Origin of the sequence: uncultured Streptomyces sp., assembly GCF_947488945.1 — a bacterium.
Lineage (GTDB): Bacteria > Actinomycetota > Actinomycetes > Streptomycetales > Streptomycetaceae > Streptomyces.
In genome coordinates, this window is sequence record NZ_CANLBS010000045.1 from 1 (window position 1) to 17,970 (window position 17,970).

The following is a 17,970-nucleotide window of genomic DNA, read 5'->3' on the forward strand; positions in this document are numbered from 1 at the left end:
CCTCGGCACCGAACACCCCAACACCCTCACCGCCCGCGAACACATCGCCCTCTCCTACTGGCAGGCCGGGCGCACCAATGACGCCATCACCCTCCTCGAAGCCGTCCTCACCGACCAGGAACGCATCCTCGGTCCCCGGAACACCGAGACACTCGCCACCCGCAACAACCTCGCCCACTCCTACTGGCAGGCCGGGCGCACCAACGACGCCATCACCCTCCAGGAATCCGTCCTCACCGACCAGGAACGCATCCTCGGCACCGAACATCGCCACACCCTCACCGCCCGCAACAACCTCGCCAACTCCTACTGGCAGGCCGGGCGCACCAACGAGGCCATCACCCTTCTCGAAGCCGTCATCGCCGACCGGGAGCGCGTCCTAGGAACTGGACACCCCGACACCATCACCGCCCGCGACAACCTCGGCACCGCCTACTGGCAGGCCGGGCGCACCAACGAGGCCATCGCCCTTCAAGAAGCCGTCGTCAACGACCTCGAGCGCATGCTGGGACGCGAACACGCCAACACTCTCACCGCTCGCAATAACCTCGCCGCCACTTACTGGCAAGCGGGACGCACGAGCGACGCCGTCATCCTCCTCGAAGCCGTCGTCACCGACCGGGAGCGCGTCCTCGGCACCGAACACCCCGCCACCCTCAGTGCCCGCCACAATCTCGCCCTCTCCTACTGGCGGGCCGGGCGCACCGAGGAAGCCATCACCCTCCAGGAAGCCGCCCTCACCGAGGCCGAACGCATCCTCGGAACCGAACATCCCCACACCATTGACGCCCGCAACAACGTTGATGCGATGCGCCGGGGGGCGGGGTCGTAGCGGCAAGGGCAAGATGGGCCCCGCTCGCATGCCGTTAGGGTGCGCCGCGGAGGAGCGGGACGTCAGTGGTGGTGTCGAGGCGGAGGTGCTCATAGCGGACGGGGTGACGCCAGACCCCGTGGTCCTGTGAGGTGTCCGCGCTGATTTCCGCGACCAGGAGCGGGGCGACGAGGACCGGTTCCCATGGTGCCCGGCTGTTCCATGAACGCGGTGAAGCGGACTCCCGTCCACGGGTGGTCCGGACCGGCCGGTGTGAGCTGTTCGACGACGTCGCGCGCCGGTGCCGGTTTCAGCGGGGCCGTCTTCCCCACTAGACCGGACGGCACGGTGCCCGGCGTGAAACCGCCTAGACGCTGGTCTGCGCGACCTCGTGGGCATCGCCGCGGTCGTCAGGCGAATAGTCGAGTCCGTCTGGCCCCGGCCACCGGTCCTCGGACGGGAACGGCCCGGAAGCCGCGGGGGCGGTCGCCGCGGTCGCGGGCGCACCACGATCACGACCGCCTGCGTGGCCAGGCCCCCGCAGCCGGGAGCGAGGGTGAGGTTCCTCGGGAGCACGAGGGCACCCCGCGCACACGTCCACACGCCCTCACCGGTGCACACGTCCACCGGCGGCGCGCCTTGCGGCTGTCTCAGTCGTCGCTCTCGCGCTCACCGACTGCAGGAGCGGGCGTCGCCCGGGGTAGCGTCGTCCGGCAAAGCGGTGTGCGTCCTTGCGATGAGCCAACTGCGCATACTCAGAGGTCCGTTCAGGGGGTGCTCGGCGCTGGTCAGGTGTGTCGGCGGCCCCGCACGAAAGTGGCCCGCATCGTGGGGGGAGCTGCCGTGATCGAGCGGTGGCACTCGAAGCTCGGAGAGCTCCATGTTGAAGCTGAGAAGCACAGTGGTTCTGGCCGCGGCCGCGGGCGCCCTGGTGTTCGCCGGCGCCGGAACGGCCGGCGCGGACGCCGGAGCGCAGGGCGCCGCCTTCGGCTCCCCGGGCGTGCTGTCCGGCAACGTCGTCCAGATCCCCATCCACGTCCCGATCAACGTGTGCGGGAACTCCCTCAACGTCATCGGTCTGCTGAACCCGAGCTTCGGGAACTCCTGCGTCAACGGCGGCGGCCACGATCGCGCCCGCGACGAGCACGAGAACGACAAGGGATCCGAGGGCTATGCGGGGAGCTACAGCAAGTAGCTCCCGGGGATTGCCCGGCTGTGGTGCTCGGGGGCTCCGGTCAGGTGGTGCCGGCGGTACGGGCCAAGTCGGTTTCCCAGTGGCCCTGTTTCCCCGGTCGGCCCTCCGTCCGCGCTTTCCATGTCGGTCCGCGCCGGTGCCGGGCAGGAGATTCCCTGCCCGGCACCGGCGCGTTCGTTCTCGGCCCGGGAGCCGCACCGCGCTCCGCCTGCCCCGGCCGGGTGAACACATCACGCAGCAGTGGCGTGCCGCCCCTGTACAGCCCAGAAACAGCGGATCATCTGATCAACGGCGTCCAGGCGATCTTGCCGGGCTGTCCGTCGTACCGGGCTCTCGGGTGAAGCCGTCACGCCGCCCGCCCGAGAGCCCGTCCAAGACAGACCACTCGCGGACCTCCGCAGCGCGCCCCCCTCACATCCGGGGGCCGTACGCCTGCCCCGGCCGAGACGAGATCGGCACGACCGGACCGTCGGCGGAACCAGGAACCCGGGCTTGATGCACCGCTTCGAGATGTGGGCCGGGGCGTGCCGGTCCTACTTGAGGCTGCCGGTCGTACCCCCGCCGGTGTTCATTCCGCCGCGGGGCGTGGCGTTGCCCTGGTCGAGGGGGAGGGCGATGTCGAAGACCTGTCGGCCGTTGGGGAAGGTGCCGAGGCGGTCGGCTGTTCCGTTGAGGATGTTGATGCGGTAGAGGCCGTAGGTGCCGTTGGCCTTGAGTGCGGCGAAGCCCTGGTTGGTCCCTGCCCTGGGCGCGTAGTAGATGTCGAAGCCGGCGGAGGGGCCGGCGTTGATGCCGAGGCCGCCGGTGGGGGCGAGGGAGCCGGCGTTGGCGGGGGACTGCAGGGAGACGCGGTCGTTGGTGGTGTCGATGTCGAACAGCGTCGTCGCGGTGGTGGTGTTGAGGTCGTTGTTGGTGTAGGCGGCGCCGGTGACGCCCAGGGCGGTGGTGGGCGTGGTGGACGGCGGGAGGGCGGGGTTGGTCAGCGTGCCGTCGGCGGTGGTGGTGCGCGGGGCGGCGGGGTCGTCGATGTTGTGGCGCAGGTTCTGGCCGGTGTCGCTGATGACGCGGAGCCGGTTGGCGGCGGGGTTGAAGTCGACGCCGAAGTTCTTGCCCCGCAGCGCCACCGTCAGCTGGGAGACCTTGTTCGCCTTCGCGTTCCCGCTGAAGGTGTAGATGCCTCCCTTGTCGCCGACGCCGTACAGCTTGCCGTTCTGGACCCGGAAGTCGATCCCGACCAGCTTGCGGTCGCCCTTGAGGCCCTGCACGTGCGCGGCCGAGCGTGTCGAGGACGGCGCGTCCGCGGAGAAGCTGACGAGCTGCTGGTCGACCGTGAGACCCACGGCCTGCAGTCCGCCGGAGTGCTCCTCGTCCGCCGCCGCCGCGGACGCGAAGGCTCCGGTCAGCGTGAGCGCGAGGGCGGGGGCGAGCATTGCTGTACGCATGCGGTTCTCCCAGGGAGACGTGCCCGGGCTGAATGCCGGGCGTCACCCTGTGACACAAACACGGCCGCCATGTCGCAGCACGTCACGGAAGCCATTCGGTGGCGTCGAGGTGGGCGAAGACGACGAGGTTCTCGGTGTAGCCCCCGGCTTTGCGGTCGTAGTCCCCGGCGCACGTGATGAGGCGGATCTGGGCGTCCGGGGTGTTCTTGTAGACACGGTCGTCGGGGAAACCGTCCTTGGGGAAGGACTCGACGCTGTCCACCCGGAAGGTCGCGGTTGTTCCGTCATCGCGGTGGACGAAGAAGCGGCTGCCGGTGGCCAGCTCGCCGAGCCGGGCGAAGACCGCCGGGGCGCTTTTCGTGTCGACATGGCCGGCGACCACCGAAGCCCCCGGCTCCCCCGGCGACGGGCCGCCCGCGAACCACCCCACGAGGTTCACGTCGTCGGGAGGCGGCGCATCCAGAACTCCGGACGGACCGATGACTAGATCGGTGAACGGAGCGTCGATCCGCAGCTGCGGGATCTGCAGACGGACCGGACGGGCCCGGAGCATCCACGGTTGCGCCGGCAACCCCGGACTCGGCGAGCTGAACGCGGACCTGGGCGCGTCGGAGCGGCCGGCCACCGGTGCCGGCGCAGGCCCGGAAGAGAAACTGGTGACCAGGCTGACCGGCAGAACGGCCAGAGCCACGGGCCACACCAGAAGGAGTCCAACGCCATGGGACCCGAGGCGGGTCCACAATCCCCGGACCCGGGGAAGCCTTGTCGGCATGGGCCATCCTCTCGGTCATGACGTCAAGCCCCGGCACTCGACGAGGGGACACCTCGGAGCCGGAAAACAGGCAAACGGGTCAGGGCCGTGGAAGGCTGCCGTCACACGGCGGCACAGCTTCCGGGCCCCGGCCCCGGACTCTCGCCTCCAGCCGTCATCCGGTCCACATCCCCAACGTGATCAACCGTCATGGAGAACGAGTCTCCTCGCCACCCAAGCTGGTGCCTTCGAGTACCTACGGTGCGCACCCTCGGGCATCGGGCTCCCCCGCGGGACCGCCTATCCCAAGCTCTCGAAACCCGGTGCCCCTCGGCACCCGGACCCCACAGGGGCTGGACGTCCGGGGCCGGCGTCCGTCAGATGCCGAGCTGACAGGAACACCAACGGTGCCCGATGCGGCTGATCAGCAGACACCCGGGGAGGCCACCGGCGAGTGACCGGACAAGTCTGCGAACCGCTCTACGGCCACCTGCCGGGCGACCAGAGTCGGCCACCATCCCGAACCTGTTCCGTTCCGGGTCCCGGAGCCCTCCGGCGACGCCACGTCGAAACAGCAGGCCAGCAGCCCGGCCAAGGGGCAACGAGCCGCCGACTACTTACCCGCGCGGCGGCCGGGCACGACGGCCCCAGCACGGGTACGGCGGCCGGGATGGCGACCCGGCAGGCGAGAGACCCCGGCGGAGAAGGCGCGAACTGACAGCTCGACTGTGTCCGTCGGCACGGCCCGACCCGGCCCGGCGGAGGCCGCACGTGGGGCGAGATTCTCCTGGCGTCCGGACACAGCCTCCATCGGCGCCCGGCCCAACGGCACGCGGGCGCGTAGGACGTCGCGGACCGCGCCCGGCAGGCGGCGAACGGCGCCGTCCGTGTCGGCGAAAGCGGACAGGTCAGGATCGGCGGGTGGCGGGTCAGATTTCCGACCCGCGGCCCGCTTGGGGGTCAGTCAAGTTCGGTGGTGCCGGTGGCGGCGCGAGGCCGGTTGCGGGCCCACTTCTTGAGGTCGCCGACGCGGTAGAGGAGTTCGGCGCCGCGCTTGCCTGCCGGGCCGGGGAAGGCAGGGTCGTTGGCGCGGGCGAAGCGCAGCGCGGCCAGGGTGATGCCGGGCAGGTGGTGTTCGGCGGCCTGGCGGAGCCCCACCGCCTGGTCGTCGTCGGCCGGGGCCGCGGCCACCGGCGGCGCCGTGGGGGCCGTGGGGCTGCCCGGGTCGGCGGCCGGGGCCGGGTTGAGGCTCCAGGCGTCGGCGAGCGGGTCGCGGACGGCGGGCGGCTCGGTGGCGGGCGGCAGTTCGGGAGCGGGCGTCGAGCAGGCGTCGGCGAGGGAGTCGGCGGCCGGCTTCTGCAGCTGCACCTGGCCCGGCTGGGTCCCGGCTGCGGCCGGGGCCGGCTTGCCGGTGGTGGCCCACTCGCGGGCTTCGGCCTCGGTGAAGAACAGGATCTGTGTCTCGCGCGCGTATCCGCCGCTGACGACCTGGGCGCGGCCGGGTTGCTTGGTGGACTTCGGGGCGGGGTGGACCTCGGGCGCGAGCATCCGCCAGGCGTTGACGCTGTAGCGGGCGAGGATGCGGGTGGAGAACTGCTCGCGGGCCTCCGGGCCCCCGAGGGCGCGGGCGGTCGCGGACTGGGCGACCAGGAGGACGTGCATGCGCAGCTGGCGGCCCATGTAGAGGATTTCGTTGAGGGCGTCGAGGGCCGGGGAGACCTTCGGGTCGCCGGACTCGCGGATCTTCTCCCAGTAGCGGGCGAGCTGCTTCATGGTGGCGTTGACCTCTTCGAGGAGGATCAGCAGCCGGGGTCCGATGGCTTTCGGGTCGGCGTCGATGCCGAGGTCGTCGGCGACGCGGGTGCGGCGCCGGCCTTCCAGGCCGAGGGCGATGAGCTGGTCGTGGATGTCGGCGATGTCGCGGCAGTACGTGACGCCGGGCACCCCGGAGGCCCAGGGGTGGGAGATCCGCTTGGTGTCCAGGACGAACACGTGGCTGCCGTGGTGGAGCATCTGGCAGGCGATGCACCGCAGGGTCACCGACTTCCCGCCGCCCGGGGCGGCGTTGACCAGGATGTGCGGGGACTCCGCGTCGAGGTCGACGGTGACGGTCCGTCCGGCGGAGCCGATCCCGATGATCGGCGCGGACTCCTTCGCGGCCGCCACGATCTCCCGCATCTTGGGGTCCTTGAAGGCGGCCCTGGCCGGGGGCTTGCGGGTCTTCTTCACCGTCACGTACGTCTCGCGGCCCGCCAGGTGCCAGGAGAAGGTGACGCCCTCCAGGGCGAGCTTGGTGGTGATGATGTCGGCGACCAGGTCCTTGGAGAAGTCCAGCCGGCCCGGCACGTCCACGCGGATCACCGCGTCGTCCTCGGAGAAGTCGCGCGGGATGTGGAGGTAGCGGCGCGGGTCGGTCTGCTCCGGCAGCCTCAGCGGCCGGGCGAGGGCTTCGTGCAGCGGGATCACCCACTCCCGCATCAGCTCCCTGCGCCTGTAGGTCAGCGCGAGGTAGGCGGCGGTCCCCGCGGCCGCGGTCGATGCGGCGGCGATCCCGGTCTGCTCCAGCACGGCGAGCACGGGATCCGGGTCGGCCCACACCTCCCGGGCGGTGGCGACGGTGGCGTCCTGGTGGACCTGGCCGGCCTGGTAGCCGCCCGCCCCGACGGCGGCCAGCGTGCTGACGCGGAAGACCAGCCGCTGCCATCCCGCCCGGTAGGAGGAACGGGCGACGCGGCCTTCGACCTTCGGCAGGACCCGGCTGCCCGCACGCCAGAACGTCGCATCGGTCCGCTTCACCCCGTCCATGGGGCGCCCGGCCAGGAACCGGCCGATCCTGAACGCCACCACCTCCGCGGTCTCCTCCACCTGCTGGTCGAACTTCGTCCGTGCCATCGGCCATGCCCTCTCGGTCTGTGTCCCGGCACCTCACACCCGGAAGCGGACACGAACCGTAAAACGGTTTGCCTGTGGATAAAACGCAGCGAAGAGCGGGCCGGGAGCCGCGTTCTGTGGACGAGCTTCCGGCCCGAAAACACGCAGACGACACGTCTGGACGGCGCGGTCGGTACAACGGTGAGAGGAGACCAACCGGGGAGGGACTGGATGACCGGATACGACGCCGACGCACCCGAGTACACGGCCGCGGTAGAGCGCGCGAAGCAGTACGAGGCGATGGCAGTCCGGTACGTCAAGAAGGCGTTGGCGTGCGATGCGGGTGCGGCGCAGCTGGCGCAGACGTTCGCGTCGCTGGCGGCCGCGGCCCGGATGGAGCGTATGGACTGGCGCCTGCGGGTGCTGGGCGACCAGCTCGGGGGTGTGGAGAAGGCAACGGGTCTGCTGCGCCGCAAGCTGCCCGAGCGGTGAGGCCCATCCCGCTGGCGGCGGTGGTGCTTACCCGAGTTCGCTGATGCCGGTTCACCCACTTCGACGCCGTTGCTCGGGAAATCCCCATCTCTGTGGCGGCATGCGCAATCGGACGAGTCTTGCAACCTCTATGGATCGGCGGCGACCCTCCACGGGCAAAGGTGGGTTCGCATGGGTCATGGTGTCGTCGAGGCGGTACGGGACGCATGGTGCCGTGTGCCGGTGACGATGAGCGAGACGTTCTGCCCGCCGAAGCCGAAGGAGTTGCTGAGCACCGCCTCCTGGGGGACGTCTCGTCGCTCTGCGACGACGTCGAGATCGATGTCGGGATCGACACCGGCCGCGGTGAGGTTGCGGGTCGGCGGGATGACGCCGTGCTCCACGCTAAGGACGGCGATGAGGGCCTCGATCGCACCGGCCGCGCCGAAGAGATGGCCGAGCGCCGCCTTGGGGGCTGTCACGGTGGCGCGGCCGAAGACCTCCCTGATCGCGTGTGCCTCGGCGACGTCGCCGACCGGAGTCCCGGTGGCGTGGGCGTTGATGTGGCTGATCCGCTCGGGAGCCAGACCGGCTTGCGCGAGGGCCTTCCGCATGGCGGAGACCTGACCGAAGCCATCAGGGGCGGGTGCCGTGATGTGGTGGGCGTCGGCGGCGATGCCGGCGCCCACGAGCACCGCGTGGACGCGCGCGCCTCGGGCGCGGGCGTGCTCGGCGCTTTCCAGTATCACGACGGCGGCGCCTTCACTGAGGACGAATCCGCCGCGGTCGGCGGCGAACGGCCGTGACGCCGACTCCGGTTCGTCGGCATGCCGCGACAGTGCCTGCGCCTGCACGAAGCCGGCGACGGTGATCGGGGTGATCGCCGCCTCGGTCCCGCCCGCGATGACTACGTCCGCCTCGCCGGCACGGATGAGCCTGGCTCCGAGGGCGATCGCCTCGGCGCCGGAGGAGCACGCCGAGACGGGCGTGTAGACCCCGGCCCGTGCGCCGTACTCGATGCTGATCAGCGCCGCCGCCGCATTGGGCATGAGCATCGGGACCGTGCGGGGCGAGACGCGCCGAGTCCCGGCCGCCTCAAGTGCGTCGTCTTCCTTCAGCAGGGTCCGTACGCCACCGATGCCGGTCCCGATCGCCGACGCGAGCCGGTCCGGGTCCACCTCCGGGGCGCCCGCGTCGGCCCAGGCTTCGGCCGCTGCGACGAGGGCCGCCTGCTGCGAGCGGTCGAGCCGCCTGGCCCTCACCGGCGGCAGCGACTCGGCGGGGTCGATCGCCATCGTCCCCGCGACGGTGTCGGGAAGGCCGACGTCCTCGTGGCCGCGCAGGGCTCCGCCGCGAAGGCCGGACTCGCCTGCCAGGAGTGCCTCCCACGTGGACGTCACGTCCCCACCGAGTGGCGTGATCGCGCCGAGTCCGGTCACGACGACTTCATTGCGGTGCATGCCCTTCAGCCTTTCTTGTATGCGATACAAGTGAACAGGTCAATGTTGTATCACATACAATTCACGTGTGGAGAAGAAGCCAACCGAAGCCCGCTCGACGTCGGCCCGGCCGCGTGACCGGGGTCGCGCGACAAGACGCCGACTGATCGAGACGACCGCACGGCTCTGCAGGGAGCGGCCCGGCGCCGAGGTGAGCGTCGCGGAGATCGCGAACGCGGCAGGCGTCTTCCCCAACCAAGTCACCTACTACTTCGGCTCCAAGGACTCGCTCCTCGTGCACGCCGCCTTTCTCGGCCTGCTGCACGACGCCCGACGGATCGAGCGCATCGGTCGCCAGGCCCCCGATGCGGCCACATTCCGGCGCAACATCGCCCGCGCCGTACTGGCCATGCCCTCGCTCCCGTCAGTCACGCGAGCACTCGCCGCCGGGATCTCCAAACCCGAACTCGCCCCCGTGGTCGACCAGCACCTCCAGCTGCTGTTCCGGCAATCCGAGCGCTTCGTGAGCCAGCTCATCGACAGTCGCGGCTGGAAGGCCCGCCGACCGCACCACGTGGAAGCCAGAACGTTCTGGAGCACCGCGCTCGGCGCAGTGCTCCTCGTCCGCGCCGGGGCACACGGCACCACCGCCGACCTCGACCTCGCCGGCGCCCTGACCATCCACGACGAACCCGAACCCGGTTAACTCAGTCGAACAGGCCGGCGAAGACGTGCGCGGAACCCGGGTGGCAGGCCGGAGTCGAGCGGACGCCGCTGTGGATCGAGAACACCGCCGGCCAGCTGACCGACGGCAGGCCGTAAACAGCGGCGCCGGTGCGCGTCAGGGTGTGTCGCCGGAGTAGTGGAAGCGGCACACCACACCCCGGCCGCCCGGCGGGCGCGGCTCGCCGGGCGCGGATCGTACAGGGCCCGGCCGCCGGGCCACCGCCCCAGTTCGGTCATCAGGGCGACGCCGTCCTCGATCTCTTCCGGCCGCCAGCCGGTGATGTCGAGCAGCAGTCCGTCCAGCGGTCCGCCGACGAGCGCGGCGTACGTCTGGTGCGGCAGCGGGCCCGGGGTGGGGTGGTCGTGGTCGTGGCCGTACACCCGGCCGTGCAGCAGCTGCTCGTCGTCGGCGTTCATCCGACCAGCCTCCCAGCCGGCCCTGACGGCGGAAGGCGGGCGGCGCCCGACAGTCCGGCCCCTCCCGCAGGACGGGAGAGGCCGGAGGGGCTCTCCCGTCCCGCGGGAGTCAGGCGCAGGGCAGGCGGTCGGGGACGGGCCAGTCGATACGGACTCCCCGGCGGATCAGTGCGGTGATGCTGTCGATCTGGCACGTGGGCGGCTGCTCCTGGGTGAAGCGGCGCAGCGCCCGGTGCACGCCGTCGCGCACTTGGCTGTCGGTCATCGTGGGCGCCTGCTCCTGCAGATCGTCGAGGCGCTGCGAGGCGTGAGCCGCGCGGGACAGCGCGGTGTCGGCGAGTGGTCCTTCGGCGAAGCCGTTGCGTACGGACAGGCCGGGCTCGATGAAGGTCATGCTGATGGTCCTCTCCGCCTGGTCATGCTGGTCTCCCGGCTGGAGACGCGGTCGCGTGACCGGGCGGGCAGGAACGTAGAACACCGGCCTCGTTAGCGTCGCGTCGTGGCGGCCGGCCGGGGCAGGCACGGCGTGGGCCAGGCCGCATCCCACCGCCAGGACGCCCACCGCTGCGCCTGCGCGAAGATGCCGGAGCGTTCGGTGAGCATCGCCAGGACTTCGTCGCGGGCGGCATCGACTGCCTCGTGCTCGGTGTCGGTGACGATGCCGAGGCGTCGCACGCACAGCCGTAACGGCACGCTCCGCCGCGGGTGGCGGACCGGCCGCTCGGCTGTGGGTGCGGGCCTGAGGGCCTGTCAGGCCATTCCGGGCGCATCGCCAGAACGGGCGTTGCCTCCCGTCGGCACCCTGCGCCACCCAGGCCGAGGGGCTCGCCGTGGCGTGACCCCGGTCCACTGGGCACCGTCCCGGTCCAGGCGGCCGAGGCCGGTAAGCGTCCATCCGTCCCTTGGGGCGACGCGGACGAACCCGAACGCGATGCGCTCCCCGGTGGGAGTCCCGGTGACGTGGTGGTCGAACTCCCACTGGTCGGTGGTGGCAGCCGACCAGACCCGAAGACACGATCGAGAGGATCTCAGATGACCATGGCGATGACGGATCAGTTCTTTTCCGAGCCCGGCCGCGAATGGACCCGGACGACGCGGAAGTCCGGATGGAGCTGTGGTTCGCGCTGCGGTGGCGTGAGGCCGGCGGGACGCGGACCGCTACGGGCGTTCGTTCGTCGCGCGGTGACCGCACATCGGCCGTGCGGAATCCCGGCAGCAGTCCGGCCCCTCTCCGCCGCCGGCGGAGCAGGTGGGCTCGGCAACGGCGCGCCCGGGTCCCGGCCGCGCCGCTGTCGAGCTGTGGTCAGCCCTCGGGGGAGCCCCCGGGGTCAGTGGAGCTTGTTGACGGCGGTCTTCGTCGTGGTGCGGAAGGCGGTCAGCGGGGCGTCCTCGAGGTCGCCCATCTGGCCCCAGCGGACAAGGGTGACGGTGCGGCCGTCGCGGCCGACGGAGAACAGGTGGATGTCGGAGATGCCGATCTGCGGGTCGGCGGTGTCCAGGCTGTAGACCCAGGCGCCCTCCTCGACGGCGAGCTTGCCGTGGGAGGCGCTGACGGCCTGCAGGCCCGGGTTCTGCTGCTCCAGCAGGGGTCCGCAGCCGGCGAGGGTCCCGCGGAGGGTGTCGACCAGCTTCACGGCGTCGGCCTCGGTACCGGCGATGGTGGTGACCTGGACGCCGTTGGTGTCGAGGTCGGTGCTGAACTCGCGGTAGCGGGTGTTCTGCGCCGGGATCTTGTACGGGGCACAGAGGACGCCGCCGTTCTCCGGGATGCCGGTGAAGACCTGGGTGGCGGTCCACGGCGTCGACGACGGCGGCATCTGGGAGGCGGCGAGGAAGGCGGGCTGGGCAGCGGCCTGCGCCGGGGCTGCGAGGGCCGCGAGGCCCAGTGCGGCAGCGGCTGCGGTGGCGAGTGCGGTGCGGAGCTTGTTCATGATGGTGGATCCCCCGTCGGGTCGTTCGTTCGGTCAGTGCTCAACCAGCGTGGGGCCGGCGCCCGCCGACTGCAACGATCACGCGCCCGCCAGCCGTCCCGGAACCATTCCACCCCCGCTGACGTGCAAGGACGTGAAGGACGGGACGCAGGGTCGAGGGGGATGGAATGCCGAAGGACGCCGCCGTCGAGGAGTTCGCGGGGCTCGTGCGCGCGCTGAAGGCGCGGGACGGGAGAAGTTACGAGGCGCTGGGCCGGCGGCTGAGCGTCAGCGCGTCCACCCTCCACCGCTACTGCTCGGGCGCGACCGTCCCGGAGGAGTTCGCCGTGGTCGACCGCCTCGCCCTGCTGTGCGGGACGGACGAGGAGGAACGTCGGGCCCTGGAGGCGGCCTGGACGGAGGCGGACCGCGCCCGCCGCCGAGCGGCCCCGCCCGCGCCCACACCTGTGCCGGCCGTGTCGGAATCGAACCCGGAACCGACCGCGCCGGACCCCTCCGCCCAGGACCCCTCCGCCGCGGATCCGTCCGCGCCGGAGGCGCCCCGCGCCCGCCCCCGTCGTGGCGCCTCCGCTCCCCTCCTCGTCGCCGCCGCCGTCGCCCTCGTCGTGCTCGCCGTCGCCGCCGTCCTGCTCGGCCCCACCCCTACGGTTTCCGCCCCCGCTCCCGCTTCCACCGCTCCGGGTCGGTCCGCGGCCGCCCTCCCCTTCACCTGGAGCATCGGTTCCCAGCTCTGGGAGAGCGGCTGCGGGCACACCTACCTCGTGGACCGGGCCCCCCGCGCGATCGCCCCGCCGCCGGTCGCGGCCGACTCCGGGGCGTGGGCCGGGACGCACGGTGCCGTGCACGGCGGGGAGGCGCTGGTGCGGATCACGGTCCAGGGCCGGTCGCCGTCCGACGCCGTCGTCCTCCATGCCCTGCACGTGCGCGTGGTCGACCGCGCCGCGCCGCTGCCGTGGAACGCGTACCGGATGGACAGCGGCTGTGGCGGCGCCGTCACCCCGCGCCACTTCGCCGTGGACCTCGACCGGCCGCGCCCGCTCGCGAGGCCCGTCGACGGCCTTGACGCCTCCGGCGACGAGGTCCGGAAGATCCCGGCCGTCTCCTTCCCGTACAAGGTCACCTCCTCCGACCCCGAGGAGCTGCTGGTCTCCGCGCGGACGGCGGGCTGCGACTGCCGCTGGAACCTGGAACTGGAGTGGAGCGCCGGGGACCGTACGGGGACGGTGCGGATCACGGACGGCGGGAAACCGTTCCGCACGAGCGGGACCCGGGGGAGGCCGGCGTACGTGCACGACTCCGCCGAAGGGCGCTGGATCACAGACTCGGACTCCGGGCAGACCGGGTGACCGATGAGCAACTACGACCGACGCAGGCGGCGTCCGGCCGCCGGAGAAGCCGGCCGCCGCCGCGGCGAAGGCGCAGGCGCGGCGGGCGGCGGGCGGAGCGCGGGCCGGAGCGTTCGAGCGAGGTGTCGCTCCCGCTCGCCCAGTACGTCGAGCGGAAGGGGCGGTGGTCGTACCGCGGGCATGGTCCGAGGAGTCGCCGGACGGGACGCCGGTGCGGCTCGGAGTATGACTGCCGAACGTGAAGAGCCGGCGGGCGACGCTCACCGGTGAGCAGCTTCAACGGCTGGCGGGCCTCGGACTGGAAAGGGCGGCCGAGGGAAGAGCTGCGGGCTGAGCACTCAATGACGCGGGGGACCGACCGCTGCGACCGGTCCCCCGCGGTCGGCCTCCGACCGGCAGCAGGGCCGGTTCCTCGGTGTTACGGCTGCGCGTGCGGGTGGCGGGATTCATGGCTGCAGGCGGGGCGCGGGGCGCGGTCCGGCGACGACGCGGTCGCGGGCGGCGGGACCGGGGCGCGGTCCGGGGGCGGGGCGGTGGTGAGGCGGTGGCGGTAGGCCTTCTGCCGGCACGAGGGCCGGCAGTACGCCGAATCCGCACGCCCAGACGTGACGGGCTGTCCGCAGGCGCCGCACGGGCGGCCCGACCCCCGGCCGCCGTGACGGTTGCGCGTGAGGGAGGTCCGGCACGCACGCGAACACGTCGTCCCCTTCAGCAGCCGTTCCGCGCGGCGGACCACGACGAGACCGCAGGCGATGCAGGGATCCGGGGGCAGGATGGAACCCCGGCCCGCCAGGTCCAGCCACTCGGCCTTCCCCGTCCGCCGGCCGGCGGCCGGCCGGGTCAGCCCGGTGACCGGATCCGGCGCCCCCTTCGCGTAGCAGGCCGCGCAGATGAGGAACATCCCGTGGAAGCGCCGGTCCTCCTTCTTGGTGGTCCCGGTGACGAGGTGGGCCGGTCCCTGCGCTGTCAGGCTGCCCGCGCACAGGGCGCACCGCCGGGATTCCTCACGTGTAGCCATAACGGGCCAACGACCCGCACGCCGATCCGTAACGGCGCGTACGGCAGAGCTCGCACGGACACCGGCCCCCGGTCTTCGCCTGGAACCGCAAGACGCGCACGCACAAGCCGTAAGGCCCGGTAGCCACGCTCCGGTCACCTTCAGCAGGCGCTGTGCGCGGCTTCGGCCTGCGCGAGCTGTCGGGGGCCAGGCGGCGGGTCATGATCAGGCTCATCGACCAGTAGATCGAGCAGTGCTTCGACGGCATCCCTCCTTGGCCGACGACGACTGCGTCGCGACGGTCCCGCGAACCTACTGCCCCGACGTCAGCGAGCGCACCAACGTCATCCTGCCTCCGAGCCGTTCCGGGGCGGTCTCCGTCAACGCAATGGGTGAAGGCACTCATTGGTGACTTTGCCGTCCGGGTGCCCGCCTGTCTTGTTGGAATCGGAGGACAACCGGCTGTAGTGGGCGGTCGGTGACGGTGAAGGGATGACGATGGGCACTGCTCATACGGAAGCCGGTGGAGAGAGTTTCACCCCCGAGATCAGCACGGTCGCGGGGACCGGGGTCGCGGGGTTCAAGGGAGACGACGAGTTGGCCGTCGCGGCTCAGCTGAATCGACCGTACGGCATTGCGCTGGACAGCACCGGCAGCCTCTTCTTCTCCGACTACAACAACCACCGGGTTCGAAAGATCAGCACGGACGGGAAGATCAGCACGGTCGCCGGTGCCGGGGCCGGCTACCGGGGTGACGGCGGTCCTGCTGTCTCGGCCTTGCTGAACTGCCCGCGCGAGGTGGCGGTGGACGCGGCGGGCAGTGTCTACGTCACCGACGCCGCCAACCACCGGGTCCGGGTGATCACGCCTGATGGGAAGATCGACACGATTGCCGGAACGGGCACCGCGGGGTTCAGCGGTGACGGCGGTCCGGCCGCCAAGGCCCAGTTGAACTATCCGTTGGGGGTGGCGGTCGACAGCTCCGGCGCCCTCTACATTTCCGACCACAGCAATAACCGGGTCCGGAAAGTCAGCACGGACGGGAAGATCAGTACGGTCGCGGGGAACGGCGCAGCAGGATTCAAGGGAGACGATGGTCCAGCGGCCTCAGCTCAGCTGAATCGCCCGTACGCATTGGCGGTGGATGACGCGGACATCCTTTACATCGCCGATGGGAACAACCACCGTGTCCGCAAGGTCGCGGCCGACGGGACCATCAGCACGGTCGCCGGTAAGGGCACCGCGGGGTTCAGCGGCGACGGCGGCCCGGCGACGTCCGCACAGCTGAACCTGCCCCTGGGGGTCGTCGTGGACAGCGCCGGCACCCTCTACATTTCCGACTACAACAACCATCGCGTCCGGAAGGTCACGCCGGACGGCGAGATCACTACGTTCGCCGGTAAGGGCACCGCGGGGTTCGGCGGCGACGACGGCCCTGCCGCAGCCGCCCAGCTGAACTCCCCGTTCGGGCTCGCCGTGGACTGCGTCGACACCCTCTACATCGCCGACCACCTCAACAACCGCGTGCGGAAGGTCGCCTCGGGAAGGATGGCCGGGCTGCCCGAGTCGGGCACGGTGGTGTCCTGGGCCAATGTGCGCAGCAGGCTGCGGATGGGGGTGCTGCGGGAGTCCACCAAGGACGGGGCCGAGATCCATCAGTCCCTCGCCTCTCCCAGGGCGCACCAACGGTGGCGGCTGATCGCGTCGGGCCAGGACGACGGTGAGGTCTTGTACCGGATCGAGAACGTGCGCAGCGGCAAGGTGCTGGAGGTCGTTGGAGGAGGCACCGCGGACGGGGCGCTGGTCGCGCAGCGCGCCTATGAAGGCGGCGATGCCGAGCACCAGCAGTGGCGGCTGATCCCGGTGGGTTCGGTGACCGACAGCCCGCGGGTGTATGAGATCGCGAACCGCAACAGCGGTCTGCTGCTGCGCGTCGACACCAACGCCCCTGCGGTGGTCAAGCAGTACGGGGCGCAGGGCGACCACCGCGACCGGCAGTGGCAGTTGCTCCCTGTGTGAACGCACGAGTGGTCAGGGGCGTCGACGCCCCTGACCACTCGGATCTGGAAGACCTACTTGGGGTCGGACGGCTTGTCGGCGGTGGCCTTGGGTGCCTTGGGGGGCTGTTCGGCCGTGGGTGACGCCGGGGCGTCCGGTGCCTTGAAGTCGCTCTTCTTCGGTGCCTTCAGGCCCTCGTCCTTCTGGAGGTCGCTGTTCTGCTTCACCGTCTCGCTGGACTTGTCCATGCTGGCGGCCGCGGCCGTGGACACGGATGCGGGGTCCTGGGCGTAGGCGGCCTGGGTGCCGGCGGATGCCTGGGTGGTCTGGATGAAGGAGGCGAGGAAGCCCAGGATGGCCCGGGCTTCGGGCGCCTGTTCCTGCACGATCTTCGCTCGGTGGGAAGCCCCGTGGATCCCGCTGGTGAACAGGCTCGTGGTCGTGTCGTCGTACGTGTCGTCGTCGGCGTCCTCGAAGTCGACGCCCGCACCTGGTCGCGGCTTGTCGCCGCTGGTGGTCACCGAGAAAAGCCCCGCGCCCGTTCCGGCGGAGTCGAAAACGTTTTTGAACACCATGGTCGTCACCTCTGGTCGTTGTGGCGGCGCAGCCCGACGGTCACGGCTGCTTGTACAGGTTTCGTTCGCTGTCGGTGAGGCTCTCGCCGTCGAACATCGTGTGGTGGACCTCCAGGGCGGACACGACCTCGGCCAGCCCTTTCATGCGGAAGCCGCCGGCGGCCAGGTCGAGGTCGGCGATGTCGCGGGCGACCACGGGGGCGAGCCGGGGGTAGTCGTCCGGTTGCGGTGGCGACAGGACGGCCACCGGCACGTCGTACTTCACCGCGAGGAGCCCGGAGAAGGTCACCGGGATCTCGTAGGTGTACTGCTTGAGGGCACGGCGCTGGGTGACGATGGTCTCCACGCGGGAGTTCGGAGGGACCGTTCCGGAGATCTGCGACTTCGACGCCCAGCTGGTGGTCAGGGAACCGCCGACGGAGGCCGCGATGCCCTGGGCCAGTGCGGCGTTGAGGCCCGCGGTGCCGGAGGCGCTGCCCGTGGTGGTGAAGTCGACCGAGCCGGTCATCGAGGCCGAGGCGGAGTTCGTCATCCCATTACTGATAGACGTGTCGACCGTGTTGGCGTTGTCCACCCCAACGCTGTCCTTGCTCTGCTTGTTGGTCACCGTGTTGGCGTTCTTGTTCGCCATCTCGTTCTTCAGCTGCGTCCCCAGCTGCCCCTGGAGGCTCAGACCGAGCTTGGCCTGCAGCTGCAGCGCGAGCTGGGCGCTGACGTTGCCCCCGAAGGTGAGCTTGGTGTCTCCCGAGAGCGACCACGTGGCGCCGTTCGACACGTTGAAGTCGACCGAGTCGGTGAAGTTCATATCGGAGCCGCTGCGGTTGACGTAGGTGCGCGAGGAGAACGTGTCGGGCGGCGGCTGGGTGATGTTGCGCCGCTCCTCGATCAGCGGCTCCCCGAGGTTCATGTAGGCGAGCCAGCCGAGCCCGTACGCGGTGCCGGGGAAGGAGCCGAAGCTCGACTTGTTCACGGAGAAACCGACAGGCTTGTGCCGCACCCC

16 protein-coding genes and 1 pseudogene are annotated in these 17,970 nt (G+C 71.0%); 6 read left to right on the top strand and 11 right to left on the bottom strand.

The features are described from left to right. Together Q0994_RS33455 and Q0994_RS33460 are read left to right on the top strand one after the other, a co-directional pair. Window positions 1-832, top strand: an 832-nt coding sequence (locus Q0994_RS33455) for a tetratricopeptide repeat protein (RefSeq protein ID WP_299542419.1), incomplete at its 5' end; no start/stop codon positions are given. An 859-nt stretch (window positions 833-1,691) separates the two neighbouring features. After that, entirely contained in the window at window positions 1,692-2,006 is a 315-nt protein-coding gene (locus Q0994_RS33460) for a chaplin (protein WP_299542421.1), read from the top strand. A 533-nt stretch (window positions 2,007-2,539) separates the two neighbouring features. Here the strand turns inward: Q0994_RS33460 and Q0994_RS33465 are convergent. The 3 genes from Q0994_RS33465 to Q0994_RS33475 form a co-directional block, all read right to left on the bottom strand. Then, window positions 2,540-3,448 carry a DUF4394 domain-containing protein gene (locus Q0994_RS33465; RefSeq protein WP_299542423.1) on the bottom strand — a complete coding sequence of 303 codons (909 nt, stop codon included), beginning with the start codon at window positions 3,446-3,448 and terminating at the stop codon, window positions 2,540-2,542. An 82-nt stretch (window positions 3,449-3,530) separates the two neighbouring features. After that, window positions 3,531-4,019 (bottom strand): class F sortase, encoded by a 489-nt coding sequence (locus Q0994_RS33470; RefSeq protein ID WP_363325600.1) that lies wholly within the window; start codon window positions 4,017-4,019, stop codon window positions 3,531-3,533. Between the two features lie 1,140 nt (window positions 4,020-5,159). Then, window positions 5,160-7,091 carry a pRL2-11 gene (locus Q0994_RS33475; protein WP_299542425.1) on the bottom strand — a complete coding sequence of 644 codons (1,932 nt, stop codon included), beginning with the start codon at window positions 7,089-7,091 and terminating at the stop codon, window positions 5,160-5,162. Between the two features lie 210 nt (window positions 7,092-7,301). On the opposite strand from Q0994_RS33475, the gene Q0994_RS33480 reads away from it, so the two are divergent. Then, window positions 7,302-7,562, top strand: coding sequence for a hypothetical protein (locus Q0994_RS33480; protein WP_299542442.1), 261 nt, complete (start codon window positions 7,302-7,304; stop codon window positions 7,560-7,562). Window positions 7,563-7,602: 40 nt separating this feature from the next. On the opposite strand, the pseudogene Q0994_RS33485 reads toward Q0994_RS33480, so the two are convergent. Then, a pseudogene (locus tag Q0994_RS33485) lies at window positions 7,603-7,742 on the bottom strand (leucine zipper domain-containing protein); the annotation flags it as partial. Continuing rightward, window positions 7,739-9,001 carry a beta-ketoacyl synthase gene (locus Q0994_RS33490; RefSeq protein WP_299542426.1) on the bottom strand — a complete coding sequence of 421 codons (1,263 nt, stop codon included), beginning with the start codon at window positions 8,999-9,001 and terminating at the stop codon, window positions 7,739-7,741. The pseudogene Q0994_RS33485 and the gene Q0994_RS33490, both read right to left, overlap by 4 nt. Before the next feature lie 67 nt (window positions 9,002-9,068). On the opposite strand from Q0994_RS33490, the gene Q0994_RS33495 reads away from it, so the two are divergent. Further along, window positions 9,069-9,686, top strand: coding sequence for a TetR/AcrR family transcriptional regulator C-terminal domain-containing protein (locus Q0994_RS33495; RefSeq protein WP_299542427.1), 618 nt, complete (start codon window positions 9,069-9,071; stop codon window positions 9,684-9,686). Here the strand turns inward: Q0994_RS33495 and Q0994_RS34240 are convergent. The 4 genes from Q0994_RS34240 to Q0994_RS33515 form a co-directional block, all read right to left on the bottom strand. Then, the gene (locus Q0994_RS34240) at window positions 9,683-10,123 is read right to left on the bottom strand and encodes a hypothetical protein (protein ID WP_363325601.1); all 441 of its coding nucleotides are present in this window, start codon (window positions 10,121-10,123) and stop codon (window positions 9,683-9,685) included. The two genes, Q0994_RS33495 and Q0994_RS34240, sit on opposite strands and share 4 nt — an antisense overlap. A 109-nt stretch (window positions 10,124-10,232) precedes the next feature. Continuing rightward, complete coding sequence (locus Q0994_RS33505; RefSeq protein WP_299542429.1) at window positions 10,233-10,517, bottom strand: hypothetical protein; 285 nt, start codon at window positions 10,515-10,517, stop codon at window positions 10,233-10,235. Between the two features lie 92 nt (window positions 10,518-10,609). Continuing rightward, window positions 10,610-10,798 carry a hypothetical protein gene (locus Q0994_RS33510; protein ID WP_299542431.1) on the bottom strand — a complete coding sequence of 63 codons (189 nt, stop codon included), beginning with the start codon at window positions 10,796-10,798 and terminating at the stop codon, window positions 10,610-10,612. A gap of 653 nt (window positions 10,799-11,451) precedes the next feature. Continuing rightward, window positions 11,452-12,054 carry a hypothetical protein gene (locus Q0994_RS33515; protein WP_299542432.1) on the bottom strand — a complete coding sequence of 201 codons (603 nt, stop codon included), beginning with the start codon at window positions 12,052-12,054 and terminating at the stop codon, window positions 11,452-11,454. 167 nt (window positions 12,055-12,221) lie between these two features. On the opposite strand from Q0994_RS33515, the gene Q0994_RS33520 reads away from it, so the two are divergent. Together Q0994_RS33520 and Q0994_RS33525 are read left to right on the top strand one after the other, a co-directional pair. Next, complete coding sequence (locus Q0994_RS33520; protein ID WP_299542434.1) at window positions 12,222-13,400, top strand: helix-turn-helix transcriptional regulator; 1,179 nt, start codon at window positions 12,222-12,224, stop codon at window positions 13,398-13,400. Between the two features lie 1,489 nt (window positions 13,401-14,889). Next, window positions 14,890-16,416, top strand: a complete 1,527-nt coding sequence (locus Q0994_RS33525) for an RICIN domain-containing protein (RefSeq protein WP_299542436.1) — start codon at window positions 14,890-14,892, stop codon at window positions 16,414-16,416. A 53-nt stretch (window positions 16,417-16,469) separates the two neighbouring features. On the opposite strand, the gene Q0994_RS33530 is transcribed toward Q0994_RS33525, so the two are convergent. Together Q0994_RS33530 and Q0994_RS33535 are read right to left on the bottom strand one after the other, a co-directional pair. Then, a complete protein-coding gene (locus Q0994_RS33530; RefSeq protein ID WP_299542438.1) occupies window positions 16,470-16,970 on the bottom strand; it encodes a hypothetical protein in 501 nt (166 codons plus the stop codon). A 40-nt stretch (window positions 16,971-17,010) separates the two neighbouring features. Further along, window positions 17,011-17,970: hypothetical protein (locus Q0994_RS33535; protein WP_299542440.1), on the bottom strand; the 960-nt coding region annotated here is incomplete at its 5' end.

What these genes read in the sequence shown, in the direction of transcription:
- Q0994_RS33475 (WP_299542425.1), bottom strand. Translation starts at nt 7,091, where the DNA reads ATGGCACGGACGAAGTTCGACCAGCAGGTGGAGGAGACCGCGGAGGTG.
- Q0994_RS33465 (WP_299542423.1), bottom strand. Translation starts at nt 3,448, where the DNA reads ATGCGTACAGCAATGCTCGCCCCCGCCCTCGCGCTCACGCTGACCGGA.
- Q0994_RS33520 (WP_299542434.1), top strand. Translation starts at nt 12,222, where the DNA reads ATGCCGAAGGACGCCGCCGTCGAGGAGTTCGCGGGGCTCGTGCGCGCG.
- Q0994_RS33505 (WP_299542429.1), bottom strand. Translation starts at nt 10,517, where the DNA reads ATGACCTTCATCGAGCCCGGCCTGTCCGTACGCAACGGCTTCGCCGAA.
- Q0994_RS33525 (WP_299542436.1), top strand. Translation starts at nt 14,890, where the DNA reads ATGACGATGGGCACTGCTCATACGGAAGCCGGTGGAGAGAGTTTCACC.
- Q0994_RS34240 (WP_363325601.1), bottom strand. Translation starts at nt 10,123, where the DNA reads ATGAACGCCGACGACGAGCAGCTGCTGCACGGCCGGGTGTACGGCCAC.
- Q0994_RS33515 (WP_299542432.1), bottom strand. Translation starts at nt 12,054, where the DNA reads ATGAACAAGCTCCGCACCGCACTCGCCACCGCAGCCGCTGCCGCACTG.
- Q0994_RS33490 (WP_299542426.1), bottom strand. Translation starts at nt 9,001, where the DNA reads ATGCACCGCAATGAAGTCGTCGTGACCGGACTCGGCGCGATCACGCCA.
- Q0994_RS33530 (WP_299542438.1), bottom strand. Translation starts at nt 16,970, where the DNA reads ATGGTGTTCAAAAACGTTTTCGACTCCGCCGGAACGGGCGCGGGGCTT.
- Q0994_RS33480 (WP_299542442.1), top strand. Translation starts at nt 7,302, where the DNA reads ATGACCGGATACGACGCCGACGCACCCGAGTACACGGCCGCGGTAGAG.
- Q0994_RS33460 (WP_299542421.1), top strand. Translation starts at nt 1,692, where the DNA reads ATGTTGAAGCTGAGAAGCACAGTGGTTCTGGCCGCGGCCGCGGGCGCC.